Annotated in this window: 18 protein-coding genes; 10 read left to right on the top strand and 8 right to left on the bottom strand. The window is 70.7% G+C overall.

Annotation, left to right across the window (positions count from 1 at the left end):
* Nucleotides 1–55: 55 nt before the first annotated feature.
* From ACIP79_RS29125 to uvrC, 5 genes are all read right to left on the bottom strand, one after another.
* Nucleotides 56–3,007, bottom strand: coding sequence for a M14 family zinc carboxypeptidase (locus ACIP79_RS29125; protein WP_401227860.1), 2,952 nt, complete (start codon nucleotides 3,005–3,007; stop codon nucleotides 56–58).
* 198 nt (nucleotides 3,008–3,205) lie between these two features.
* Nucleotides 3,206–4,195, bottom strand: coding sequence for a DNA-binding protein WhiA (whiA, locus tag ACIP79_RS29120; RefSeq protein ID WP_365428073.1), 990 nt, complete (start codon nucleotides 4,193–4,195; stop codon nucleotides 3,206–3,208).
* The gene (yvcK, locus tag ACIP79_RS29115; protein WP_383682279.1) at nucleotides 4,186–5,256 is read right to left on the bottom strand and encodes a uridine diphosphate-N-acetylglucosamine-binding protein YvcK; all 1,071 of its coding nucleotides are present in this window, start codon (nucleotides 5,254–5,256) and stop codon (nucleotides 4,186–4,188) included. The genes whiA and yvcK overlap by 10 nt, the downstream gene beginning before the upstream one ends.
* Nucleotides 5,253–6,284 (bottom strand): RNase adapter RapZ, encoded by a 1,032-nt coding sequence (gene rapZ / locus ACIP79_RS29110; protein ID WP_401227857.1) that lies wholly within the window; start codon nucleotides 6,282–6,284, stop codon nucleotides 5,253–5,255. The genes yvcK and rapZ overlap by 4 nt, the downstream gene beginning before the upstream one ends.
* Nucleotides 6,281–8,326 (bottom strand): excinuclease ABC subunit UvrC, encoded by a 2,046-nt coding sequence (gene uvrC / locus ACIP79_RS29105; RefSeq protein WP_401227855.1) that lies wholly within the window; start codon nucleotides 8,324–8,326, stop codon nucleotides 6,281–6,283. The genes rapZ and uvrC overlap by 4 nt, the downstream gene beginning before the upstream one ends.
* Before the next feature lie 460 nt (nucleotides 8,327–8,786).
* Here uvrC and ACIP79_RS29100 point away from each other — a divergent pair, with 460 nt between their 5' ends.
* The 3 genes from ACIP79_RS29100 (at nucleotide 8,787) to ACIP79_RS29090 (ending at nucleotide 12,084) form a co-directional block, all read left to right on the top strand.
* The gene (locus ACIP79_RS29100) at nucleotides 8,787–9,764 is read left to right on the top strand and encodes a hypothetical protein (protein WP_401227853.1); all 978 of its coding nucleotides are present in this window, start codon (nucleotides 8,787–8,789) and stop codon (nucleotides 9,762–9,764) included.
* 128 nt (nucleotides 9,765–9,892) lie between these two features.
* Nucleotides 9,893–11,176: a LacI family DNA-binding transcriptional regulator gene (locus tag ACIP79_RS29095; RefSeq protein ID WP_401227851.1), complete on the top strand. Its 1,284-nt coding sequence runs from the start codon at nucleotides 9,893–9,895 to the stop codon at nucleotides 11,174–11,176.
* Entirely contained in the window at nucleotides 11,173–12,084 is a 912-nt protein-coding gene (locus ACIP79_RS29090; RefSeq protein ID WP_401227849.1) for a carbohydrate kinase, read from the top strand. The genes ACIP79_RS29095 and ACIP79_RS29090 overlap by 4 nt, the downstream gene beginning before the upstream one ends.
* An 87-nt stretch (nucleotides 12,085–12,171) precedes the next feature.
* On the opposite strand, the gene uvrA is transcribed toward ACIP79_RS29090, so the two are convergent.
* The gene (gene uvrA, locus ACIP79_RS29085) at nucleotides 12,172–15,228 is read right to left on the bottom strand and encodes an excinuclease ABC subunit UvrA (RefSeq protein WP_401227847.1); all 3,057 of its coding nucleotides are present in this window, start codon (nucleotides 15,226–15,228) and stop codon (nucleotides 12,172–12,174) included.
* Between the two features lie 222 nt (nucleotides 15,229–15,450).
* Here uvrA and ACIP79_RS29080 point away from each other — a divergent pair, with 222 nt between their 5' ends.
* From ACIP79_RS29080 to ACIP79_RS29060, 5 genes are all read left to right on the top strand, one after another.
* The gene (locus ACIP79_RS29080; protein ID WP_401227845.1) at nucleotides 15,451–16,137 is read left to right on the top strand and encodes a maleylpyruvate isomerase family mycothiol-dependent enzyme; all 687 of its coding nucleotides are present in this window, start codon (nucleotides 15,451–15,453) and stop codon (nucleotides 16,135–16,137) included.
* Between the two features lie 9 nt (nucleotides 16,138–16,146).
* Complete coding sequence (locus ACIP79_RS29075) at nucleotides 16,147–16,803, top strand: MBL fold metallo-hydrolase (RefSeq protein WP_383682270.1); 657 nt, start codon at nucleotides 16,147–16,149, stop codon at nucleotides 16,801–16,803.
* Between the two features lie 284 nt (nucleotides 16,804–17,087).
* Nucleotides 17,088–17,966 carry an ABC transporter substrate-binding protein gene (locus ACIP79_RS29070; protein ID WP_401227843.1) on the top strand — a complete coding sequence of 293 codons (879 nt, stop codon included), beginning with the start codon at nucleotides 17,088–17,090 and terminating at the stop codon, nucleotides 17,964–17,966.
* The gene (locus ACIP79_RS29065; RefSeq protein WP_401227842.1) at nucleotides 17,963–18,919 is read left to right on the top strand and encodes an amino acid ABC transporter permease; all 957 of its coding nucleotides are present in this window, start codon (nucleotides 17,963–17,965) and stop codon (nucleotides 18,917–18,919) included. Before ACIP79_RS29070 ends, ACIP79_RS29065 begins: the two co-directional genes overlap by 4 nt.
* Nucleotides 18,916–19,668, top strand: coding sequence for an amino acid ABC transporter ATP-binding protein (locus ACIP79_RS29060; protein ID WP_401227840.1), 753 nt, complete (start codon nucleotides 18,916–18,918; stop codon nucleotides 19,666–19,668). The genes ACIP79_RS29065 and ACIP79_RS29060 overlap by 4 nt, the downstream gene beginning before the upstream one ends.
* Before the next feature lie 48 nt (nucleotides 19,669–19,716).
* Here the strand turns inward: ACIP79_RS29060 and aroQ are convergent, their stop codons facing one another.
* Entirely contained in the window at nucleotides 19,717–20,190 is a 474-nt protein-coding gene (gene aroQ, locus ACIP79_RS29055; RefSeq protein WP_401227838.1) for a type II 3-dehydroquinate dehydratase, read from the bottom strand.
* A gap of 111 nt (nucleotides 20,191–20,301) precedes the next feature.
* Between aroQ and ACIP79_RS29050 the strand changes: the two genes are divergently transcribed.
* Entirely contained in the window at nucleotides 20,302–21,348 is a 1,047-nt protein-coding gene (locus ACIP79_RS29050; RefSeq protein ID WP_401227836.1) for a S66 peptidase family protein, read from the top strand.
* A gap of 60 nt (nucleotides 21,349–21,408) precedes the next feature.
* A complete protein-coding gene (locus ACIP79_RS29045) occupies nucleotides 21,409–22,713 on the top strand; it encodes an MFS transporter (protein WP_401227834.1) in 1,305 nt (434 codons plus the stop codon).
* A gap of 26 nt (nucleotides 22,714–22,739) precedes the next feature.
* On the opposite strand, the gene ACIP79_RS29040 is transcribed toward ACIP79_RS29045, so the two are convergent.
* A complete protein-coding gene (locus ACIP79_RS29040; protein WP_401227832.1) occupies nucleotides 22,740–23,840 on the bottom strand; it encodes a calcium:proton antiporter in 1,101 nt (366 codons plus the stop codon).
* Between the last annotated feature and the right edge of the window lie 206 nt (nucleotides 23,841–24,046).

Here is a 24,046-nt window from a genome sequence, read left to right as displayed (position 1 = left end):
ACCCGCCAGTAGGGGTACGGACCGCCCGCCGTGTTCACCTGATCGTCAGACCGATTCAGCCGCGCAGTGCGGCCAGCGCCTTTCCGACGAGGGCCGTCCGGTCGGCCGCCGCGGTGACGTGCTCCAGGCCGAAGCCCAGCAGCACGGTGTCGTCCGTGGTGACCGCTCCGTACGTCTTGAAGAGCTCACCGGAGAGCGCCCAGTCCTTGATGACCGCGGGGCTGCCCGCGGGCGGTCCGGCGACGCTCCAGGCACCGAGCGAGGTCTCGAAGCCCTCCACCGCGCCCGCCGTGCCGCCGATGACGACGGTGGCGTTGTCGGCGAGGACGCCGTGGCCGCCCGAGCCCGGGTCGGTGATGTAGCTCAGCGACACCTCCACCGTCTTTCCGGCGTAGGCGGAGAGGTCGAAGCTGACCTCCTGCCATCCGTCGGAGGCTCCGGTGAAGCTGTTCCAGGAGCCGGTGGTACCGGTGGGCGTGCAGGCCGTGTCGCCGCGGGTGAGGTACCGGGTGAGAGCGGGGTGGGCCTTGATGAAGTACCCGGCCTCGCACTCGACGGGGACGGCGGTGCTGGTGGCGCCGCCCTTGTCGGGCAGTGTCGTCCAGTCGTCGGCCCCGGCCGTGTGAGCCTCCAGCACGGCGTGGTCGTAGGCCTCCTCGGTGTCCCACAGCAGTTGCGTGCGCAGCGTGGGCGCGTCGGCCGCGCTCACCCCGGTGAGGTCGATGGTGCGGGTGAGCCGGTTCCAGGCGTAGTCGGAGTGGGTGACGGCCGCCATGGAGGTGCCCTCGTAGGGGCCGTACGGATTGACGGTCCCCGGGTACTGGCCCGCGCCCGCGCTCGCGAACTGCGGGAACGTGGCGACGGGCAGGTTGTCCGAGGTGACGCTGTACGCCCCCGCCGCGTTGAGCGGGTTGCCGGGCGCGCCGCTGAGCGCTCCGCCGGCGCCGGCGAGCTCGCCCGATCCGGTGAAGGCGGTGGCGCCGGGCGTGGTCGTACGGGAGTAGGCGCCCAGGTAGTACTGGCTGAAGTCGTTCGTCAGGGCGCCGGGCAGGGCGACGCTGCCGCCCGCCTGCTCGCCCGCCTCGATCAGCTTGCCGCCCTCGTTGAGGTAGGCGCGCAGTTCGAGCTGGGTGGTGTAGCCGGGGCGGTCGGCGCCGGTGTAGTGGACGACCGTCCCGAAGTGGCTGAGCACACCGAGCGCGTCGGGCGCTCCCTGCGTGGCGACGTCCCAGACCAGGGGCTTGCGCCCGTTGGCCTTGAGCGCGTCGACGTACGTCTGCGTCTGGGCGGCCGCGGTGGTCTCCTCGGCGACCACGAGGGTGTCGGCGCGGGGCCGTTCGGCGATGGTGTACGTGAAGTGCTCGCTGGAGGTGGGCTTTCCGCTCTTCGTCTCTCCGGTGAACCAGACCTCCACCTCGTCGCCCGGGACGCCGTCCTGGACGGGTGCGCGGTACTCGTCGAAGTAGAGGTTGTCCTCGCCTCCGAAGGTCTCGCCGCCCTTCCACGGCTTGAGCGCCTGGTCCCACGTACGGCCGCCGTTGACGCGGTACTTGAGCTCCTTGTCGCGCACGGACTTCCGTACGACGACCGAGATCTCCTGGTCGGCTCCGCGCGAGTACGAGGTCGGGAAGGCGGCGGGCGTGAAGTCGGCCGCTTCGAGGCCGAGCGAGGACGACGGCTTGTCGGGGTGTACGGCGGTCTCGGCGACGGAGAGCGCGAACGGGACGTTCTTCGCGAACTCCTGCTGGATCAGCTTCTCGTCGTCCGGGAAGGTGAAGACCGAGGCGCAGTCCGCCGCGTTCCAGGCGTCGTTCGGGTCGAGGTTCGACGCGGTCTGGCAGGTCGACATCTCGGGGGTGTACATCGCCAGGCCGTTGACGTTGGAGGCGTGACCGTCGGCCTCACCGTTCGTCGTGTAGAGCTCGGAGGAGACCTGCGGGCGGTAGCCGGGGATGGCGGGGTTCTCGGGCGTACCGGCGAGGGCCTCGTAGAGCACGTCGTCGGGGCTCGGGGTCGCCACCTGCCAGCCGACTCCGTAGAGGATCAGCTCGGCCGCGGAGTGGTAGTTGATGCCGTACGTGAAGCCGATGCGCTTCTCGAAGGCGTCGATCGCCTTGGTCTCGGGCTCGGAGCCGGGGCTCGCGCCGCGGTAGGTCTCACTGGTGGGGTTGGGGGACGAACCCTCGTTGTCGTAACCCCACTTGTAGGCGAAGTTGCGGTTGAGGTCGACGCCGTCGCCGGTGGTGATGGCGCCGTCGCCGTTCACGTCACGCATGTTCTTGCGCCACTGGCGCTCACCGGCGGGGTCGAACGTCCAGTCGTAGCCGTCGGGGTTCGCCGAGATGACGAACCACAGCTCGGTGGAGTCGACGATCTTCTTGACGCGCTTGTCCGTGGAGTAGTTGTCCAGGTAGTAGTGCATCAGACGCCGCGTCATCTCGGGCGTGATCCACTCGCGGGCGTGCTGGTTGGACATGTACAGCACGGAGGGCTTGGCGCCGTCCTTGGTCTTCTTGGCGCCCTTGGTGAGCTTGAGCGCCAGGATGTCCTGCCCCTTGAGGGTCTTTCCGATGGAGACGACCTTGGTGAGGCCGGGGTGGGCCTGGCCGGTCCGGACGATCTCCTCCTGGAGATTGCCCGCTCCGCTGTACGGGCGGTACACACCGTCCCCCGCGGCGGCCACCCGGGCCTGCGCCTTCGCCGAGGTCTTGTACTCGGTGAGGTCGACGCCCTTGTCCTCCAGCTGCCCCGCCTGCTTGTCGGTGAGGTAGACCTCGACCTCGGCGGTGCCCTTACGCGGAACCTGCTCGCTCAGTTCGTGGGCGTCCTGGCCGGCCGCCAGCAGCAGGGGTACCTGCTGCTGGGTGACATCGGCGTGGAACACCTTGACGGCGTCCGCACCCGGGTCGGCCGAACGGCCGCCCTCCGCCTGAGCGATGGGCGCCAGGCTCGCCCCGCCCAGCATGAGTGCAGCTACAGCGAGGATCGATCTCGCTCTTCGTCTCATGAGCCCCCCTTGCGTTTGTCCGGCACATCTGTGCGCAGACGCCAGGCTGGTCACGCTCCATGATCATGTCAAGACGGCATCAAGTGCGGGCAAAAAGCCGCCGGCGCCGAACTCGGCGCCGACGGCTCTCCGCATGAACTACCGTCCTGTACCACGTAGTTGGCAGCCCAGGTCCGACCATCACCCCGCCCGTGCGGGTCAGACGGCCATGTTGTCCGCCATCTCCTCGGTGAGGTTCGACTCCGTGCCGGGGATGCCGAGGTCCTGGGCCCGCTTGTCGGCCATCGCCAGCAGCCGGCGGATACGGCCCGCCACGGCGTCCTTGGTCAGCGGCGGGTCGGCGAGCGCGCCCAGCTCCTCCAGGGAGGCCTGCTTGTGGTCCATCCGCAGCCGGCCGGCCGCCGCGAGATGCTCCGGCACCTCGTCGGCGAGGATCTCCAGGGCCCGCTGCACCCGGGCCCCCGCGGCGACCGCCGCGCGTGCCGAGCGCCGCAGGTTGGCGTCGTCGAAGTTGGCGAGCCGGTTGGCCGTGGCACGGACCTCGCGACGCATCCGCCGCTCCTCCCAGGCCAGCACCGACTCATGGGCGCCGAGCCGGGTGAGCAGCGCGCCGATCGCGTCGCCGTCCCGTACGACCACGCGGTCCACGCCGCGGACCTCGCGGGCCTTGCTCGCGATCTGGAGCCGGCGCGCCGCGCCGACCAGGGCGAGCGCCGCCTCGGGGCCGGGGCAGGTCACCTCCAGGGAGGAGGAGCGGCCCGGCTCGGTGAGCGAGCCGTGCGCCAGGAAGGCGCCGCGCCAGGCCGCCTCGGCGTCGCAGGTGGCCCCCGAGACCACCTGCGGGGGCAGCCCGCGGATGGGCCGGCCTCGCCCGTCGACGAGCCCCGTCTGACGGGCCAGCTGGTCGCCGCCCGCGACGACCCGCACCACGTAGCGGGAGCCGCGGCGCAGACCGCCGGGTGCCATCACGATCAGTTCGGAACTGTGGCCGAAGATCTCCAGAATGTCGCGCTTGAGCCGGCGCGCCGCCATCGCGGTGTCCAGCTCCGCCTCGATCACAATCCGGCCGCTCACCAGGTGGAGGCCGCCGGCGAACCGCAGAATGGCGGAGACCTCCGCCTTTCTGCAGCAGGTCCGGGTGACGGGAAGCCGGGAAATCTCGTCCTTCACCGCTGCCGTCATCGCCATGGGCCGATCCTTCCATGCATCCGAAAAATACGGTCGTACGCGGCGGCCAACAGCTCCGGGTCGTGCCTCGGGCTACCGTCGGTCCGGGCCACCGGCGCCAGCTCGACCGCGGCGCCGAGCCGCTTGGCGGCATCGGTGAGCAAGTCACGGTCGGGCACGGCGGCCTCGTCGGCAAGCACCACGTCCAGGGCGAGTTTAGGGGCGTGTCGTCCCAAAACCTCCAAATGACGCTGCGGGGAGAAGCCATCGGTTTCTCCGGGCTGCGGCACGAGGTTCAGGGAGAGTACCCGGCGGGCCTTGGTCTGGATGAGCGCGTCGAGCAGTTCGGGCACGAGCAGGTGCGGGATCACCGAGGAGAACCAGGAGCCGGGGCCGAGCACCACCCAGTCCGCGTCGAGGACCGCGGCGACGGCCTCGGGGACGGCGGGCGGGTCGTGCGGCACGACGTGCACGGACTGCACCTCGCCGGGCGTGAGCGCCACGGTGGCCTGCCCCCGGACGGTGTCCACGTCCTCGGGCCGGTCCGGGTCGTGCCCCTTGACCAGGGCCTGGAGCTCCAGGGGCACGGCGGACATGGGCAGCACGCGGCCGTGCGCGCCCAGCAGCCTGCCGACCAGGTCCAGGGCCTGGACATGGTCCCCGAGCTGCTCCCACAGCGCGACGATCAGCAGATTGCCCACCGCGTGCTCGTGCAGATCGCCCTTGGACTGGAAGCGGTGCTGGATGACCCGGGCCCAGGTCTGGCCCCAGTCGTCGTCGCCGCAGAGCGCGGCCAGGGCCTTGCGCAGGTCACCCGGTGGGAGTACACCCAGCTCGTCGCGGAGGCGCCCGCTGGAGCCGCCGTCGTCGGCCACCGTGACCACGGCGGTGAGGTCGCCGGTGATCCGGCGCAGCGCGGTGAGCGAGGCGGACAGGCCCATGCCGCCGCCGAGGGCGACGACCTTGGGCTGGGTGCCGCGACGGCGTGGCTTGGCACCACGCGCCACGACGGGCTTGCCGCTTTGGCCCTCGGGCGGCACGCGGCGCAGCCTGCTCAGCCGCAGAGCGGCACGTCCGGTCACTCGCGGCCCATGTCCCTGTGCACGACCACCGTCTCCACGCCCTGGGAGACGAGGCGGGCGGCGAGCTTCTCGGAGGTGGCGACCGAGCGGTGCTTGCCGCCGGTGCAGCCGACGGCGATGGTCACGTACCGCTTGCCCTCGCGGCGGTAGCCGGCCGCGATGAGCTGGAGCAGCTCGGCGTAGCGGTCGAGGAACTCCTTGGCACCCGGCTGGTTGAAGACGTACGCCGACACCTCCTCGTTGAGGCCGGTGAAGGGCCGCAGCTCCGGAACCCAGTGCGGGTTGGGCAGGAAGCGCATGTCCACCACCAGGTCGGCGTCGACCGGGAGGCCGTACTTGAAGCCGAAGGACATCACGGTGGCCCGCAGCTCGGGCTCCTCCTCGCCGGCGAACTGGGCGTCCATCTTGGCGCGCAGCTCGTGCACGTTCAGGCTGGAGGTGTCGATCACCAGGTCGGCGTCGCCGCGCAGCTCGCGCAGCAGTTCGCGCTCGGCGTCGATGCCGTCGACGATGCGGCCGTCGCCCTGGAGGGGGTGCGGGCGGCGGACCGACTCGAAGCGGCGCACCAGGGCCTCGTCGGAGGACTCCAGGAAGACGATCCGCCGGGTGACGTGCTTGGACGCCAGGTCGGCGAGCGACTCGCGGAGGTTGTCGAAGAAGCGGCGGCCCCGTACGTCGACGACGACCGCGATCCTGGCCACGTTGCCCTGGGAGCGGGCGCCGAGCTCCACCATGGTGGGGATCAGCGCGGGCGGCAGGTTGTCGACGACGAACCAGCCGAGGTCCTCCAGACACTTGGCGGCCGTCGACCGTCCGGCGCCGGACATCCCCGAGATGATCACCAGCTCGGGGATGGCGGTCTCGGGCACCGCGGCCGTGTCCATCGTCGTGCTCTCCTGTGCGCTGTCGGCGGTGTCCGCCCCGCCGTCGGGCCGCGGCCCGTTCTCCTGACCGTCGCCGGTCTGCGGTTCGTTCTCCTGACCGTCGCCGGTCCGCGGTTCGTGTTCCTGGCTTTCGTTCTCGGTCATGTCTCCTGCCCCCGTCGCTTGTCCGAGGCGCCCGCGGTCACGGGCTCCTCCGGGGAGTCCGCCGTCGTTTCGGGCACCCCGTCTTCCTCGTCTTCCATGATCTCTCCAGTCGCCGTGTTCACGGCGGGAGCGGCCGGGGCCGCCTGGGCGAGGGCCACGGCGATCGTCTCGGCCGTTTTACGGCCTATGCCGGGAACCTCGCAGATCTGCTCGATTGTCGCGGATCGCAGCCTCTTCACCGAACCGAAGTGCTTGATCAGCGCCTGTTTGCGTGACTCGCCCAGCCCCGGCACGTCGTCCAGCGGGCCCGCCCGGAAGCGCTTGGCCCGCTTGGCGCGCTGGTAGGTGATCGCGAAGCGGTGCGCCTCGTCGCGCACCCGCTGGAGCAGGTACAGCCCCTCGCTGGTGCGGGGCAGGACCACCGGGTTGTCGTCGTCCGGCAGCCACACCTCCTCCAGCCGCTTGGCGAGGCCGCACACCGCGATGTCGTCGATGCCGAGCTCGTCGAGCGCCTTCTTGGCCGCCGCGACCTGCGGCTGGCCGCCGTCGACGACGACGAGCTGCGGGGGGTAGGCGAAGCGCTTGGGGCGCCCGTCGTCCTCGGTGAGCGCGGTCTCGCCGTCCGCCCACTCCCCCGTCTTCTCCTTCTCGGCGATGTAGCGCCTGAAGCGGCGGGTGATCACCTCGTGCATGGACCGGACGTCGTCCTGGCCCTCGAAGCCCTTGATCTGGAAGCGCCGGTACTCGCTCTTGCGCGCGAGCCCGTCCTCGAAGACGACCATCGAGGCCACCACGTCGTCGCCCTGGAGGTGCGAGATGTCGTAGCACTCGATGCGCAGGGGCGCGCTGTCCAGGTCGAGGGCCTCGGCGATCTCCTCCAGGGCGCGCGAGCGGGTGGTCAGGTCGGAGGCGCGCTTGGTCTTGTGCAGGACGAGGGACTGCTGGGCGTTGCGCCGCACCGTCTCCATGAGCGCCTTCTTGTCGCCGCGCTGCGGGATGCGCAGCGAGACGTTGGCTCCGCGGCGCTCGGTGAGCCATTCCTGGACGGGCTCCGTCGGCTCCGGGAGGGCCGGGACGAGCACCTCCTTGGGGACGGAGTCGCCCGTCTCCTCGCCGTAGAGCTGCTGGATCGCGTGTTCGACGAGGTCACCGGTGGTGACGGCCTCCACCTTGTCCGTGACCCAGCCACGCTGGCCGCGCACGCGTCCGCCGCGTACGTGGAAGATCTGGACGGCCGCCTCCAGCTCGTCCTCGGCGACGGCGATCAGGTCGGCGTCGGTCGCGTCGGCGAGCACGACCGCGCTCTTCTCCATGGCCTTTCTCAGCGCCCCGATGTCGTCGCGCAGGCGGCCCGCCCGCTCGTACTCCATCGCTTCGGAGGCTTCCGCCATCTGCGTTTCGAGACGGCGGATGTACGTCCCCGTACGTCCTGCCATGAAGTCGCAGAACTCCTCGGCCAGGTCCCGGTGCTCGTCCTCGGAGACCCGCCCGACGCAGGGGGCGGAGCACTTGCCGATGTAGCCGAGGAGGCAGGGGCGGCCGGTGCGGACGGCGTTCTTGAAGACGCCGGCGGAGCAGGTGCGCACGGGGAAGACGCGCAGCAGCAGGTCCACGGTGTCGCGGATCGCCCAGGCGTGTCCGTAGGGGCCGAAGTAGCGAACGCCCTTGCGTTTGTGGCCGCGCATCACCTGGACGCGCGGGAACTCCTCGTTCATGGTCACCGCGAGGTAGGGATAGCTCTTGTCGTCGCGGTACTTGACGTTGAACCTGGGGTCGAACTCCTTGATCCAGGAGTACTCCAGCTGAAGTGCCTCGACCTCCGTGGACACCACCGTCCACTCCACCGACGCGGCGGTGGTGACCATGGTGCGGGTGCGCGGGTGGAGGCTCGCCAGGTCCTGGAAGTAGTTGGCCAGGCGCTGACGCAGGCTTTTCGCCTTCCCGACGTAGATCACCCGGCGGTGCTCGTCGCGGAATTTGTACACCCCGGGAGAGTCCGGGATCTGTCCCGGCTTGGGGCGGTAGCTGGAGGGGTCGGCCATGTCTCACACCCTACTGGCGAGGGCTGACAGCGCGGCGGCGTCCCGGCCCCGCCTGTGGACGGATCGAGCCGAGGGCCCGGTGATCGTCGGCGATCCACGAAAAGCGCGTTCTGTCCACGCTTGCGCGATCGGGCCTCTCGATGGCCTCGCGCCCCGTGACGTCGGCCTCGGAGCCGTCCCCGGCCGATCCGGCCGAGCGAGCGAGGGCGGCGAGACGTAAGGGGCGTGCGAGGTTCATGCGACTGGCGGGGCGGGAAAGTCAGCGAGATTTCATGGGCCGCCGAGGTTTGAGTTGCGCGTCAAGTGTTGTCGCGGCTTGGTCAACACGCTTCAATGCGGTGGAACTTGAGGCCGCGAACGGCCGCACGCGCGGGTGGGCGGACCCCGCGCGCCGAGCCGGCGGCCTTACCGCACGAGCGGCCTGACCAGCCGTTGTGAGCATTCACAGAAAGGCCCCTGTATGCGGCACGGCACACAGCACGCGGACCTCGCCACGGCGGAACTGGAGACGGCCCTGCGGGGCGGGCCCTTCCACATCGCGCTGCGCGCCGCGATCGCCGCCCGCGGGCTGCCCCTCCAGCGCGTACAGCACCACCTGTCGCGGTACGGGGTCAAGGTCGGGGTGACCAGCCTGAGTTACTGGCAGCAGGGCGCCCGGCGCCCGCAGCGCCCCGAGTCCCTGCGTGCCGTCCGGGCCCTGGAGGAGATCCTGCAGCTCCCGGACGAGTCGCTGATCCGGCTGCTCGTCAAGGCCGACGAGCCCTCCCCCGCGGATCGGACAGCGGGCCGTTCGTACCGCTCCCTCGTGGAGGCCTCCGGCGTCCTGGAGCGGCTCCTGGGCGAGCTGGAGTCACCCCTCGACAGCGGCCTGCACACCCTCGGTCATCACGAGTGCGTGCGCATCGGCGCACAGCGCGAACTGGTGGGCCGCGAGTCGCACCACATAGTGCGCGCACACCAGGAGGGCGTGGACCGCTACATGGCCGTCCACCACGGCGACCCGGGATGCGCTCCGGAACGGATGGCGGTGCGCGCTCTGGAGAACTGCCGCACGGGACGGGTGCGTTGGCACCAGGAGACCGGAGTCCTCGTCGCCGAGCTGCTCTTCGACACCAGGCTGCGCGCGGGCGACACCCACCTCTTTCGCTACGCCTTCGACGACGGCACCGCCGGGGCGTCCGGCGAGTACGCGCGCGGATTCAGCTTCGCCGGCGGACAGTACGCCCTCCAGGTGCGGTTCACCGGGAAGACGCTGCCCGTGCGCTGCCACCGGTTCACCCAGCAGTCGACGGCGGCCCCGCGCGCCGGCCGCCAGGAACTGGCGCTGAGCCCTCACCACCGCTCGGTACACCTGGTCGAGCCGCGGGTTCGGTCGGGGATCCTGGGGATCGAGTGGGACTGGGGACAGCCGCTCACCTCGGGGAACCCGGAGGCGTAAACGCTTACGCAAGCGTTTACGCCGGGAACCCGATGGGATACGGTCCCGTGCGAAGAACGGCTCGGCCGAGCGGCTGAGGCACGGATTCACAGGTTCACCGGTTCACAGGTTCCGGGGACGGGAGCGCCATGGCGACGATGACCGACGTGGCCCGGCGGGCGGGCGTGTCCATCGCGACCGTCTCGCACGTACTCAACGACACGCGCCCCGTGCGGCCGGTCACCCGTCAGGCGGTGCTCGACGCGATGAACGCGCTCGGTTACACCACCAACACCCTCGCCCGTTCACTGGTCACCTCCCGCACGCACTCCATCGGCCTCGCCGTGTCGGCGATCAGCAACCCGTACTTCACGGAGATCCTCCAGGGCGTCGAGGCCGGAGCCCTGGAGCACGGCTACGGACTGCTCCTCGCCGATCCGCACGACGATCCCGTGCACGAGCGGAAAGTCGCCCAGCTGCTGCATGAGCGCCGCGTCGACGGCATGATCATCGCGCCCTCCGCGGACCCGGGCGCGCTGCTGGACTACCTCGGGAGGCACGACGTGCCGACCGTGTTCCTGGACCGGCTGATCGACGTGCCCACCAGGGCTCCCTCAGGGGCCGCGGCTCCCGCCCGCTTGGACAGCTCCCCGTTGGACAGCTCTCCCTTCGGCAACTCCCCCGGCGCCACTCCCCGATCCTCCTTCAGCTACGACCAGGTCTGCGCCGAGAACGCCGAGCCCATGGCGCGGCTGGTCACGCACCTTGCCGAGCTGGGCCACAGACGCGTCGGGCTGGTCGCCGGCCTGCCCGGTCTCAGCACCACGACCGAGCGGATCACCGGCTACCGCCACGGCCTGGCGCACGCCGGGCTCCCCTACGACGAGCGGCTCGTGGCGCAGGGCGACTCCCGGTCCGGTGCCGCCGAGCACGCGACCGGCGCGCTGCTGTCCCTCGCGGCGCCGCCCACCGCGCTGGTCACCGGCAACAACGCCATGACGATCGGCGCGCTGCGGGCGCTGCGCGAACGGGGCCTGTCCGTGCCGGACGACATGGCCCTGTGCTGCTTCGACGACTTCTCCTGGGCGGACCTGTTCACCCCCCGGCTGACCGCGATCTCCCAGCCCAGCAAGGAGATCGGCGCCCGGGCCCTCGGACTGCTCCTGGAACGGCTGGCGTCGCCCGGCCTTCCGGGCCGTACCGTCCGGTTGCCCTGCACCCTCGTCCACCGCAGCTCGTGCGGCTGCCCGGAGAAGAGGGAGGAGCCCGAGGACCCCGAGAAGTCCGGGAGACCCGGAAGCCCCGGGAGTGACGGGAGAGCCGGGATGCCCGGGAGAGACGGGAGGCCCGAGGGTTCCACGGCTCCCGGCCCGCCTGCCGACGCCAACGGCCCCATGGGCCCCCACAGTCACCAGAGAGGACCCGTGTCGTGATCGTCGTCGCAGGTGAGGCCCTGATCGATCTGGTGCCGCAGGGCGTGGGCGCGCTCATCGGGCTGCAACCGGCGCTCGGCGGCGGGCCCTACAACACCGCGGTCGCGCTGGGCCGCCTCGGCTCTCCGACGGCCTTCTGCTCCCGGGTGTCGGCCGACGCCTTCGGTGAGGCGCTCCTCGACGGGCTTCGCGGGGCCGGTGTCGACGTGTCCTCGGTCCAGCGTGGAGCGGAGCCGACGACCCTCGCCGTCGCCTCGATCGGCGCGGGCGGCTCGGCCTCGTACTCCTTCTACGTCGAGGGCACGGCGGACCGCCTCTTCACGGCACCGGCCCAGCTCCCGGACGCGACCAGGGCGGTGTCCTTCGGCACCTGTTCGCTCGTCCTGGAGCCGGGCGCGAGCGCGTACGAGGAGCTGATGCGGACCGTGGCCGCGCGGGGTGTGTTCACCGCCCTGGACCCGAACATCCGGGCCGGGCTGATTCCGGACGCGGACGCCTACCGGGCCCGGTTCAAGAGCTGGCTGCCGTCGGTGTCGCTGCTCAAGCTCTCCGAGGAGGACGCCCTGTGGCTCGGGGGCACCCCGCGTGAGTGGCTGGCGTCCGGTCCCGCGGCCGTGGTGATCACGCGGGGCGGCGACGGTCTGACGGCGTTCACCCGCGACGGCGCGGTGCACTCCGTACCCGGCGAGAAGGTCGAGGTCGTGGACACCATCGGCGCCGGCGACACGGTGAACGCGGCCCTGCTGCACGGCCTGGCCGCCCGCGACGCCCTGTCCGCGTCGGCCGTGGCGGACCTGGGCCCCGAGGGCTGGACCGAGCTGCTGCGTTTCGCGGCCCGCGCGGCGGCGATCACCTGCTCACGAGCGGGGGCGGAACCGCCGTACGCCTCCGAACTCGACGCGCCCTGAGACCTGGAAAGGCGCGGTCCGGCCGGCCGCGCGAACGGACGGCGCCCCACGGGTAGTTCCCGTGGGGCGCCGTCTTCCGCCTGCTGGTCAGGCCTTGCGGGCCCGCGTGGTCTTCTTCGCGGGGGCTGCCTTCTTCGTGGCTGTCGTCTTCGCGGTCGTCGTCTTCGCGGTCGGGGCCGCCTTCTTGACCGCCGCGCCGTTGACCGCCCTGGTGGCCGTCTTCTTCGGGGTGGACTTGGCCGCCACCGTCTTCTTGGCCGCCGCCTTGCGCGGAGCCTTGACCGACGTCCCGTCGCTGATCCGGTCGGCGCCGAGGATCTCGCGCAGGAACTTGCCGGTGTGGCTGGCGGGAACCCCGGCGACCTCCTCCGGTGTGCCCTCGGCGATCACGAGACCGCCGCCGTTGCCGCCCTCGGGGCCCATGTCGACGACCCAGTCCGCGGTCTTGACGACGTCGAGGTTGTGCTCGATGACGATGACCGTGTTGCCCTTGTCGACCAGGCCGGACAGCACCGTGATGAGTTTGCTGATGTCCTCGAAGTGCAGACCGGTGGTCGGCTCGTCGAGGACGTACACCGTGCGTCCCGTCGACCGCTTCTGGAGTTCGGAGGCCAGCTTCACGCGCTGTGCCTCACCGCCGGAAAGGGTCGGCGCCGACTGGCCGAGCCGGACGTAGCCGAGGCCGACGTCGTTGAGCGTCCTGAGGTGGCGGGCGATCGCGGGGACGGCCTCGAAGAAGCCGAGCGCCTCCTCGATGGGCATGTCGAGGACCTCGGAGATGGACTTGCCCTTGTAGTGGACCTCCAGGGTCTCCCGGTTGTAGCGCGCCCCGTGGCAGACCTCGCAGGGGACGTACACGTCCGGCAGGAAGTTCATCTCGATCTTGATGGTGCCGTCGCCCGAGCAGTTCTCGCAGCGGCCGCCCTTGACGTTGAAGGAGAAGCGGCCGGGCAGATAGCCCCGCACCTTCGCCTCGGTGGTCTCGGCGAACAGCCTGCGGACGTGGTCGAAGACTCCGGTGTACGTCGCCGGGTTGGACCGGGGCGTACGGCCGATGGGCGACTGGTCGACGTGGACGACCTTGTCGACGAGGTCGTCGCCGTCCACGCGCGTGTGCCGCCCGGGGACGCTCCGCGCACCGTTGAGCTCGCGGGCCAGGTGCGTGTACAGGATGTCGTTGACGAGAGTCGACTTGCCCGAGCCCGACACGCCGGTGACGGCCGTCAGGACACCGAGCGGGAAGGAGACGTCGATGTCCTGGAGGTTGTTCTCCCTGGCGCCGTGCACGGTGAGCCTGCGGCCGGGGTCGACGGGACGGCGTACGTCCGGGAGGGGGATCTGCCTCTTGCCCGACAGGTACTGCCCGGTGATCGACTCGGTGTTGCTCAGCAGCTCCTTCAGGGAACCGCTGTGCACGACCTTGCCGCCGTGCTCTCCCGCGCCGGGGCCGATGTCGACGACCCAGTCGGCGACCTTGATGGTGTCCTCGTCGTGCTCGACGACGATGAGCGTGTTGCCCATGTCGCGCAGCCGGACCAGGGTCTCGATCAGCCGGTGGTTGTCGCGCTGGTGCAGGCCGATGGAGGGCTCGTCGAGGACGTACAGGACACCGACGAGTCCGGAGCCGATCTGGGTGGCCAGCCGGATGCGCTGGGCCTCGCCGCCGGAGAGCGTGCCTGCCGCGCGGTTCAGCGAGAGGTAGTCGAGGCCGACGTCGACCAGGAAGCGCAGCCGTTCGTTGACCTCCTTCAGGACGCGCTCGGCGATCTTCTTGTCGCGCGCGTTGAGCTTCAGCTTGCCCAGGAAGTCCGCGCAGTCGCTGATGGACATCGCGGAGACCTCGGCGATGGACCTCTCCATGACCGTGACCGCGAGCACGAGCGGCTTGAGACGCGTGCCCTCACAGGTGGGACAGGGCACCTCGCGCATATAGCCCTCGAAGCGCTCACGGCTCGCGTCGCTCTCCGCCTCGCTGTGCCGCCGCTTCACGAAGGGGACGGCGCCCTCGAACGCCGTCGTGTAGACCCGCTCGCGGCCGTACCGGTTGCGGTAGCGGACCTCGATCTGGGTCTTGTGGCCGTAGAGCAGGGCCTTCCTGGCGCGCTGCGGCAGACCGGCGAAGGGGATGTCGGTCCGGAACCCCAGCGCGTCGGCGAGGGCGCCGACGAGACGGCCGAAGTAGTCCTTGGTGTGGCCGTGCGACCACGGGTGGATGGCGCCCTCGTCGAGGGACTTGTCCTCGTCCGGGACGATCAGCTCGGGGTCGACCTCCATGCGCGTACCGATACCGGTGCACTCGGGGCAGGCGCCGAACGGCGAGTTGAAGGAGAAGGAGCGCGGCTCCAGCTCCTCGAAGGACAGGTCGTCGTACGGGCAGTAGAGGTGCTCCGAGTACATGCGCTCGCGCTCGGGGTCGTCGGCCGGGAGGTCGACGAAGTCGAGCACGACCATGCCGCCGGCCAGGCCGAGGGCGGTCTCCACGGAGTCGGTCAGGCGGCGCTTGGCACCGTCCTTCACCGTGAGGCGGTCGATGACCACCTCGATGGTGTGCTTCTCCTGCTTCTTCAGCGTGGGCGGCTCGGTGAGCTGGATCGTCTCGCCGTCGACCCGGGCCCTGCTGTATCCCTTGGTCTGGAGGTCGGCGAAGAGGTCGACGAACTCGCCCTTGCGCTCACGCACCAGCGGGGACAGGACCTGGAAACGGCTGCCTTCCGGCAGCTCCAGGACCTTGTCGACGATGGCCTGCGGCGACTGGCGCGTGATGGGCCGGCCGCACTCGGGACAGTGCGGCTTGCCGATGCGCGCGAAGAGCAGGCGCAGGTAGTCGTAGACCTCGGTGATGGTGCCGACCGTCGAGCGCGGGTTGCGCGAGGTCGACTTCTGGTCGATGGATACCGCCGGGGAGAGGCCCTCGATGAAGTCCACATCGGGCTTGTCCATCTGCCCGAGGAACTGCCGGGCGTACGAGGACAGCGACTCCACGTACCGGCGCTGCCCCTCGGCGAAGATCGTGTCGAAGGCGAGGGAGGACTTGCCCGACCCCGACAGGCCCGTGAAGACGATGAGCGAGTCGCGCGGGAGGTCGAGCGAGACATTCTTCAGATTGTGCTCGCGCGCTCCACGGACGATGAGACGGTCGGCCACGCCGGTCCGCACCTTTCTTGAGAGAAGTGACAGGGGCAGGGCCCCGTCTTTTTCAGACTAGGGGGAGCCACTGACAACGCCGGGTCGGTTTCCCTGGTTCACAACAATCCCGGGCCATCCAGCATGCCCGACGCCGCGCCCGAGCCTATAGCACGTGCATTCGATTAACGGGTGTGGTCGACCGTCTTCACCCGAACGTGTGGCGGAGCTATCGTCGTGCGCATGGATGATCACGTGCGTGACCTGGCGTCTGTACGGGAAGCGACCGAACGGCTGCTCACCGCAGCGGCCCGACTGGACAACGCTTCTGTGGCCGAGCCGACACGGCTTCCGGGCTGGAGCCGCGGTCATCTGCTCGCCCACATCGCCCGCAACGCGGACGCTCTCGCGAACGTCCTCGACGGACGTCCGATGTACGCCTCCGCGGAGAGCCGCGACGCCGACATCGAGCGGGACGCCGCCCGTCCTCTGGACACGCAGGTCACCGACGTGCGCGAGAGCTCGGCCCGCTTCCAGGAGGCCGGTGCCGTGCCCGCGGACTGGTCCCGCACGGTGGAGCTGCGCAACGGGGTCACCGACGCCGCGTCCCGGGTGCCCTTCCGGCGATGGGCCGAGGTCGAGCTGCACCACGTGGACCTGGGGATCGGGTACGAGCTGGAGGACCTCCCCGAGGAGTTCACCCGGCGCGAGATCGACTTCCTCGCGGAGCGTTTCCGGGGGCACTCCGCCGTGCCCGCGATCCTGCTCAAGGAGGAAGACGGCCGCGTGACCGCCTCCGGCCGGACGGAGGGTGCGCCCATCGCCGTCGCCGGCCGCCGGGCCGACCTGCTCGGCTGGCTCGCCGGGCGCCGCGACGGTACGGCGCTGACCACCGACGGCGGCCCGCTGCCCGCGCTCCCCCCGCTATAGGCTGCCGCCATGACGTACAGCGGAGCGGTGAAGGTCGGCGGCCCTGCCGACGTGCACGAGTTGCGGGACCTGATGATCTCCAAGGTCGCGGTGGGCCCGATGCACAACAACGCCTATCTGCTGCGCTGCCGGGCCACCGACGAGCAGCTCCTGATCGACGCGGCCAACGACGCCGCGACCCTGCTCACGCTGATCGGTGACGACGGCATCGCGTCCGTGGTCACCACCCACCAGCACGGCGACCACTGGCAGGCGCTCGCCGAGGTCGTGGCGGCGACCAGCGCCCGCACCTACGCGGGCCGGGACGACGCCGACGGCATCCCCGTACCGACCGACGTCGCGGTCCAGGACGGCGACACGATCCGGGTGGGGCGCGTGGAACTCACCGCACGCCACCTCGTGGGCCACACGCCGGGCTCGATCGCGCTCGTCTACGACGATCCGCACGGGCACCCTCACGTGTTCACCGGGGACTGCCTCTTCCCCGGCGGCGTGGGCAACACGCGCAAGGACCCGGCGGCGTTCGCCAGCCTCATCCACGACGTCGAGACGAAGATCTTCGCGACACTGCCTGACGAGACGTGGGTGTACCCGGGCCACGGCAACGACACGACGCTGGGCGCGGAGCGACCGCATCTGCCGGAGTGGCGTGCCCGGGGGTGGTGAACCCCCTTTCCGGGGGGGCGAAGCGTTGAGTTTCTGAGGGCTCGAAGCGTTGAGACACACCCCCCGCTGGGAGCAGCCCGCGCGGGATGACGGCTCGTGCTCGGAGGACGGGCCGCCGGCCTGTCGATTCCCGCCCTCCGTCGACGGCCCGGCAAGTGTCCCGGAGACACGTTCCGCGAGGGCTTCGGGCGCGTGTTCACGGGAATGCAACACCCGTTCCCAGTATGCGGACAGTTGTCCTCGTGACCTCGACAAACGGGACGCCGCACTGCCACTCTCCCGCCATGCCTCTCGCCCAACGCGCCCCGCGCCGCGCCGCGTCCGCCGCCACCGTCGCCCTGTTCGCCGTTGTCGCCGTGGGCTGCGCCCCGCAGCCCGAGGACGACGCGGCCGCCTCCCCCTCCGCGAACGCCTGCGAGCAGGGCGAGTTGGCCACCAAGACGTCCGGCAAGCTGACGATCGCGACCGACGAGCCCGCGTACGAACCCTGGTTCAAGGACGACAAGCCCGCGAACGGCGAGGGCTTCGAGTCGGCGGTCGCGTACGCCGTGGCGAAGCGGCTCGGGTACGCCGAGGGTGACGTGCTCTGGCAGAGCGTGCCCTTCAACAAGGCCTTCGCGCCCGGCGAGAAGACCTTCGACTTCGACATCAACCAGGTGTCGATCAGCGACGAGCGCAAGAAGGCCGTGGACTTCTCGTCCGGCTACTACGACGTACGCCAGGCCGTCATCGCGCTGAAGGACTCCGAGGCCGCGAAGGCGACGAGCGTCGCGGACCTCAAGGACGTGAAGCTGGGCGCCCAGGTCGGCACCACCAGCCTCGACTACATCAACGACGTGGTGAAGCCCGCCGAGGCGCCGGCCGCGTACGCGAAGAACGACCAGGCCAAGTCGGCGCTGAAGAACGGCCAGGTCGACGCCATCGTGGTCGACCTGCCGACCGCCTTCTACATCACCGCGGCCGAGGTGACGGACGCGAAAATCGTCGGGCAGTTCGAGAACGGCACCGGAACGCCCGAGCAGTTCGGGCTCGTCCTCGACAAGGGCAGCGCGCTGACCTCGTGCGTGACCGGCGCGGTGGATGCCCTGCGCGAGGACGGCACGCTGGCCGCGATCGAGAAGCAGTGGCTGTCCGACGCGGTCGACGCCCCGGTCCTCAAGTGACGGTCGTGAAGGACGAGTCCGGCGACGGCTCCAGCGACGGCTCGGGCTCGGGCTCCGGCTCCGGCTCCGGCTCCGGCTCCGGCTCCGGTGAGGGGAACACGCGCGAGGCGTACGTTCCCTCGCCGCGGCGGATCGAGCGGGAGCGTCACAAGCGCTCCCGCTCCCGCCGCGCGACGGCGATCGCCGCGCTCTCCACCCTGGTCACCGGCGTCGTGCTGTACCTCGTCGTCGTCAACGCGCCCGGCTGGCCGCGCACCAAGGAGACGTTCTTCAGCGCCGAGTACGCGCGAGAGGCGTTCCCCAAGGTCCTCGAAGGGCTGTGGCTCAACGTCCGGCTGCTGCTGGTCTGCGGTGTCGCGGTGCTCGTCCTCGGTCCGCTGATCGCGATCGCCCGCACCCTGCGCGGTCCGGTCTTCTTCCCCGTCCGGGCACTGGCCGCCGCGTACACCGACTTCTTCCGCGGGCTCCCGCTGATCATCAACCTGATGATCGTGGTTCTGGGTGTCCCCGCGCTGCGGCTCCAGGGCGTCACGGTGGACCCGATCCTCCTCGGAGGCACGGCGCTGACGCTCACGTACTCGGCCTACGTCGCCGAGGTGTTCCGCGCCGGCATCGAGTCCGTGCACCCCTCGCAACGCGCCGCCGCCCGCTCGCTCGGCCTCACCAACCGGCAGGCCCTGCGGTTCGTCGTCCTCCCCCAGGCCGTACGCCGCCAGGTGCCGCCCCTCCTCAACGACCTGGTGTCCCTCCAGAAGGACACCGGGCTCGTCTCGATCGGCGGCGCGGTCGACGCGGTGCGCGCGGCGGACATCATCGTGGGCCGCAGCCTCAACTACACGCCCTACATCGTCGCGGGACTGGTCTTCGTGGCGCTGACCATCCCGATGACCCGCCTCACCGACTGGGTCACGGCCCGGATGGACCGCAGGCGGGCACAGGGAGGAACCATATGAACGCCGCTCCCGTACTGCGTATGGAAGCCGTCCGCAAGACCTTCGGCGAGTCGGTCGTGCTGCGGGACGTGGACCTCGAAGTGGCCCCGCACACGGTGACCGCGCTGATCGGCGCCTCCGGTTCCGGCAAGTCCACCCTGCTCCGCTGCGCGAACCTCCTGGAGGAGATCGACGACGGCGCGATCTGGCTGGACGAGGAGGAGATCACCGACCCACGGGCCGACCAGGACGCGGTACGCCGCCGGATCGGCGTGGTCTTCCAGTCGTACAACCTCTTTCCGCACATGACCGTCCTGGAGAACATCACCCTCGCTCCGCGCCGGGTACACGGCGCGAGCCGCGCGGAAGCGGAGGCGCACGCACGTGAGCTGCTCGACCGGCTCGGACTCGGCGCCAAGGCGGGCGAGTATCCGGACCGGTTGAGCGGCGGCCAGCAGCAACGGGCCGCGATCGTCCGCGCGTTGGCCGTACGTCCCCGGCTGCTGCTCCTGGACGAGATCACCGCCGCCCTCGACCCGGAACTCGTCGGCGAGGTCCTCTCCGTCGTGCGGGACCTGAAGGGCGACGGCATGACCATGGTCCTCGCCACCCACGAGATGGGCTTCGCGCGCGAGGTCGCGGACCAGGTCTGCTTTCTGGACGGTGGCGTGGTCCTCGAACACGGCACGGCCGAGGAGGTCTTCGGGAACCCCCGGCAGGAACGGACCCAGCGCTTCCTGCGCCGCGTCGTGGAGGCGGGCCGGCTCTGACCTGGCCGCACGGCCCCGCACCCTCCGGCCTCCGCGTGCCCCGCACCGTCAGGCCTCCGCGTGCCCCGTCCCCGCGAGGGTTGCGACCCGCACCACCGCGAAGGCGTACCCCTGCACACCGCACCCGGCGATCACTCCGTCGGCGCGGAGCGAGACGTAGGAGTGGTGCCGGAACTCCTCGCGCTGGTGGATGTTGGAGATGTGGACCTCCACCACGGGGAGGCCGTCGCAGGTGTTGAGCGCGTCCAGGATCGCGACCGAGGTGTGCGAGTAGGCGGCCGGGTTGATCACGATCCCGGCGTGGCCGAGGCGCGCTTCGTGGATCCAGTCCACCAACTCACCCTCGTGGTTGGACTGGCGGAAGTCGACCGTGCCGCCGTGCCCGGCCGCCGCCTTGGCACACAGGGCCTCGACGTCGGCGAGCGTGTCCGAACCGTAGATCTCCGGCTGACGCTGTCCGAGGAGGTTCAGGTTGGGCCCGTTGAGGATCATGATCGGGGCGTTGGCGAGTGTGCGGGGCACAGTTCCTCCGGTCCTTCCAGGTATGCCGGCCCGTCGAGGACCGCTGCTCGGACCCGGTCTATCACGGTGCGCTCGGACGGCACCGCCCCCGACAACCCTTAGGCTCCCGCCATGACGACGCCCTCCTACCCTCTCAAACCCGCGCCGGGCGACCGGGCGGCGGTGATCTCGCCCTCCTCCGGACTCCCCGGGCTCCTCCCGCTGCCGTACGAACTGGGCCTGCGGAGGCTGCGCGAGGAGTACGGCCTCGAACCGGTCGAGTATCCGGCGACCCGCAAGATGGGCTCGACACCGCGGGAACGCGCCGACGACCTCCACGCCGCGTTCGCCGATCCGACGGTCAGGGTGGTCATCGCCTCCATCGGCGGCGACGACCAGATCACCGTCCTGCCGCTGCTGGACCGGGAGTTGATCCGCGCCAACCCGAAGCCGTTCTTCGGGTACAGCGACAACACGAACCTCCTCGCGTACCTGTGGAACACCGGGATCGTCGGCTACCACGGCGGATCGGTGATGTGTGAACTCGGCCGCCCCGGCGCCATGGACCCGCTGACCGCCGAGTCGCTGCGGGCCGCGCTGTTCACCTCCGGCGAGTACGAACTGAGGCCGGCCGGCCGTTGGCGTGACGTCGACCGCGACTGGGCGGACCCGGTGACGTTCGCGTCGGAGCCGAAGACCCGGCCCGGCTCCGGCTGGTCCTGGGTGAACGCCGACCAGGTGGTCAGGGGCCGCAGTTGGGGCGGGTGTGTCGAGATCGTCGCCGGACTGCTCATGGCGGACCGCGAGATCTCGCACGACCTCACGGTGTACGACGGCGGAGTGCTCTTCCTTGAGACGTCCGAGGAGATGCCGAGCGGCGAGGAGGTCTTCCGCGTCCTGCGGAACATGGGCGAGCGCGGGCTCCTCCAGCGCTTCTCCGCCCTGCTCATGGGCCGCCCCAAGACCTGGTCGTTCGAACACCCCAACAGCCCCGAGGAGAGCGCGCGTTACGCGTCCGAGCAGCGCGAGAGCGTGCTGCGCGCGCTGAAGGCGTACGCCCCCGGCCTGCTCACCGTCTTCGACGTGGACCTCGGACACACCGACCCCCAGGTGGTCGTTCCCTACGGGGGCACCATCAGCGTGGACGGCCCCGCCCGGCGCATCAAGGTCACCTACTGACACGGCACGAGCCACCGCACGCCCCCGTAACCGCCGGTCACTCTGGGTAGTTGACGCGGCATGCACGACGTACACACAGTCAAGAAACCCTCCATGCTCCGGCTCGCGACCGCCTCGCTGGCGGGGACGGCCATCGAGTTCTACGACTTCTTCGTCTACGGGACGGCCGCCGCACTGGTCCTCGGACCGCTGTTCTTCCCGACGTTCTCACCGCTGGCGGGGACGCTGGCGGCCTTCGCCACGTTCGGTGTCGGCTTCGTCGCCCGGCCGCTGGGCTCGGTGCTCTTCGGGCACCTCGGCGACCGGCGCGGGAGGCGGCCCGTCCTCATCGCCTCACTGCTGCTGACCGGGGCGGCGACCGTCGCCGTCGGCTGCGTACCGACGTACGGCACGATCGGGGTGGCCGCCCCCGTGCTCCTCCTGGTGCTGCGTTTCCTCCAGGGGCTCGGCCTGGGCGGGGAGTGGGGCGGGGCGGTGCTGCTGACCGCCGAGCACGCGCCGGCCGAGCGGCGCGGGCTGTGGTCGAGCTTCCCGCAGATCGGCCCCTCGCTCGGATTCGTGCTGGCCAACGGCGTGATGCTGGTGCTGTCGGCGACGCTCTCCGACGCCCAGTTCGCGGCCTGGGGCTGGCGGGTGCCGTTCTGGGCGGCGGGGGTACTCGCGGCGGCCGGGCTGTGGCTGCGCCGTTCGCTCGTGGAGAGCCCGCAGTTCCTGGAAATGGGGGACGACTACGCGCGCGTGCCGCTCGCCGAAGTGGTGCGCGACCACTGGCGGCTGGTGCTGCTGACGGCCGGCGGACTCGCGGTCGGGTACGCGGTGTTCTACGCGGTGACGACCTGGGCGCTCGCGTACGGCGTCGAACGGCTCGGGGTGAGCCGGACCGTCATGCTGGCCTGCATCATGGCGGCCGTGGTGGTCAAGGGTTCGCTGACGCCTCTGATGGCTCTGCTCGGCGACCGGTACGGAAGACGGCCCCTGTGTCTGGTGGGCTGCGCGAGCGCCGCGCTGTGGATGTTCCCGATGATCGCGCTGCTCTCGACCGGCGAACCCCTGCTGATGTTCCTCGGCTTCCTGGTGGCGCTGACCGCGTTCATCACGATGTTCGCCGTGATCGCCGCGTACCTGCCGGAGCTGTACGAACCCAGGGTGCGCTGCACCGGCGCGGCGGTGGGCTACAACCTGGGCGGGGTCCTCGGCGGCGCGCTCACCCCGATCGTGGCGACGGCGATGTCCCAGGGCGAGGGGACCCCCTGGGGCGTGGCCGCCTATCTGACGGCGATCGCGCTGCTCAGCCTGGGCTGCTTCGCGCTGCTGCCGGAGACCCGACCGGTGCCCCGGCTGGCCGTCGCACAGGCCACGGACTGACGGCCGGGCTGGGGATTGACGCCGGGCTATGGATTGACGGCCAGTTCCAGGTACGCGGCGAACAGGACCAGGTGGACGCCGCCCTGGAGCGGTGTGGCGCGTCCGGGGATCACCGTCAGGGAGCTGACCACCACCGTCAGCGCGAGCAGCACCATGTGGGTGGAACCGAGGCCGAGCACGAGCGGCCCGGAGAGCCAGACGGAGGCGAGCGCGACGGCGGGGATCGTGAGACCGATGCTGGCCATCGCCGAACCGAGGGCCAGGTTCAGGCTGGTCTGCACCCGGTCGCGGCGGGCCGAGCGCAGTGCGGCGATCGTCTCGGGGAGCAGCACGAGCAGCGCGATGATCACACCGACCACCGCGGCCGGCATCCCTGCCGCCTCGACGCCGGACTCGATGGTGGGCGACACGCCCTTGGCGAGGCCGACCACGCCGACGAGGGCCACGCCGAGCAGGGCCAGGCTGATTCCGGCCGTACGGGCGGACGGGGCGTCGGCGTGGTCGTCCGCGTCGATGACCTTGCCCTGCCGGGTGACCGGCAGGAAGTAGTCCCGGTGACGCACGGTCTGGGTCGTCACGAACAGGCCGTACAGGACCAGCGAGGCCAGTGCGGCGAAGGTGAGCTGGGCCGAGGAGAACTCCGGGCCCGGCTTGCTGGTGGTGAAGGTCGGGAGCACCAGGCTGAGCGTGGCCAGCGTCGCGACGGTGGCCAGCGCGGCGCCGGTGCCCTCGGCGTTGAAGACCGCCAGTCCGTGGCGCAGGGACGCGACGAGCAGGCACACGCCGACGATGCCGTTGCAGGTGATCATCACGGCCGCGAACACCGTGTCGCGGGCCAGCGTCGAGCTCTTATCACCGCCGTCCGCCATCAAGGTGACGATCAGGGCGACCTCGATGATCGTGACGGCGACGGCGAGGACGAGTGAACCGAAGGGTTCCCCGACCCGGTGCGCGATCACTTCGGCGTGGTGCACGGCGGCCAGCACCGCCCCGGCGAGAACCGCCGTCACCAGCGCGACGACCACCCCTGGCAGATCACGCCCCCAGGTGAGGGCCAACAGGATCAGTGCGATCACGGGCACGAGGGACGTCCATCGCGTCACGAGTGACCGGAACCGAATGATCATGCGGCGATCCTTTCAGGCGGGGTGGCGCCCCGCATTTCGGTGAAACGGTGCCCGCCACGGGGCCGACCGCGTTGCTGTCGTGTATGGCGTCTGGCCCCGGCAAACAACGGGAGCGGGGGGGGGGGGGGGGCGCGGGCCCGGGGGGGGGCGCGGTCCTGCTGTCCGAGGCCTCCTGGCGCTACGGCCTGCGGCTGGCCCTGTGCATC

The sequence above is a fragment of the Streptomyces sp. NPDC088747 genome (assembly GCF_044751025.1).
Lineage (GTDB): Bacteria > Actinomycetota > Actinomycetes > Streptomycetales > Streptomycetaceae > Streptomyces.
Note: the sequence above shows the minus strand (reverse complement) of the source record. Positions and strands in the feature narration are given on the sequence as shown.

Coding starts and splice junctions, on each gene's coding strand:
- ACIP79_RS29060 (WP_401227840.1), top strand. CDS start 18,916: ATGAACGCCGCTCCCGTACTGCGTATGGAAGCCGTCCGCAAGACCTTC.
- ACIP79_RS29075 (WP_383682270.1), top strand. CDS start 16,147: ATGACGTACAGCGGAGCGGTGAAGGTCGGCGGCCCTGCCGACGTGCAC.
- ACIP79_RS29080 (WP_401227845.1), top strand. CDS start 15,451: ATGGATGATCACGTGCGTGACCTGGCGTCTGTACGGGAAGCGACCGAA.
- uvrC (WP_401227855.1), bottom strand. CDS start 8,326: ATGGCCGACCCCTCCAGCTACCGCCCCAAGCCGGGACAGATCCCGGAC.
- ACIP79_RS29050 (WP_401227836.1), top strand. CDS start 20,302: ATGACGACGCCCTCCTACCCTCTCAAACCCGCGCCGGGCGACCGGGCG.
- ACIP79_RS29095 (WP_401227851.1), top strand. CDS start 9,893: ATGGCGACGATGACCGACGTGGCCCGGCGGGCGGGCGTGTCCATCGCG.
- ACIP79_RS29100 (WP_401227853.1), top strand. CDS start 8,787: ATGCGGCACGGCACACAGCACGCGGACCTCGCCACGGCGGAACTGGAG.
- ACIP79_RS29040 (WP_401227832.1), bottom strand. CDS start 23,840: ATGATCATTCGGTTCCGGTCACTCGTGACGCGATGGACGTCCCTCGTG.
- ACIP79_RS29045 (WP_401227834.1), top strand. CDS start 21,409: ATGCACGACGTACACACAGTCAAGAAACCCTCCATGCTCCGGCTCGCG.
- ACIP79_RS29070 (WP_401227843.1), top strand. CDS start 17,088: ATGCCTCTCGCCCAACGCGCCCCGCGCCGCGCCGCGTCCGCCGCCACC.
- whiA (WP_365428073.1), bottom strand. CDS start 4,195: ATGGCGATGACGGCAGCGGTGAAGGACGAGATTTCCCGGCTTCCCGTC.
- rapZ (WP_401227857.1), bottom strand. CDS start 6,284: ATGACCGAGAACGAAAGCCAGGAACACGAACCGCGGACCGGCGACGGT.
- ACIP79_RS29125 (WP_401227860.1), bottom strand. CDS start 3,007: ATGAGACGAAGAGCGAGATCGATCCTCGCTGTAGCTGCACTCATGCTG.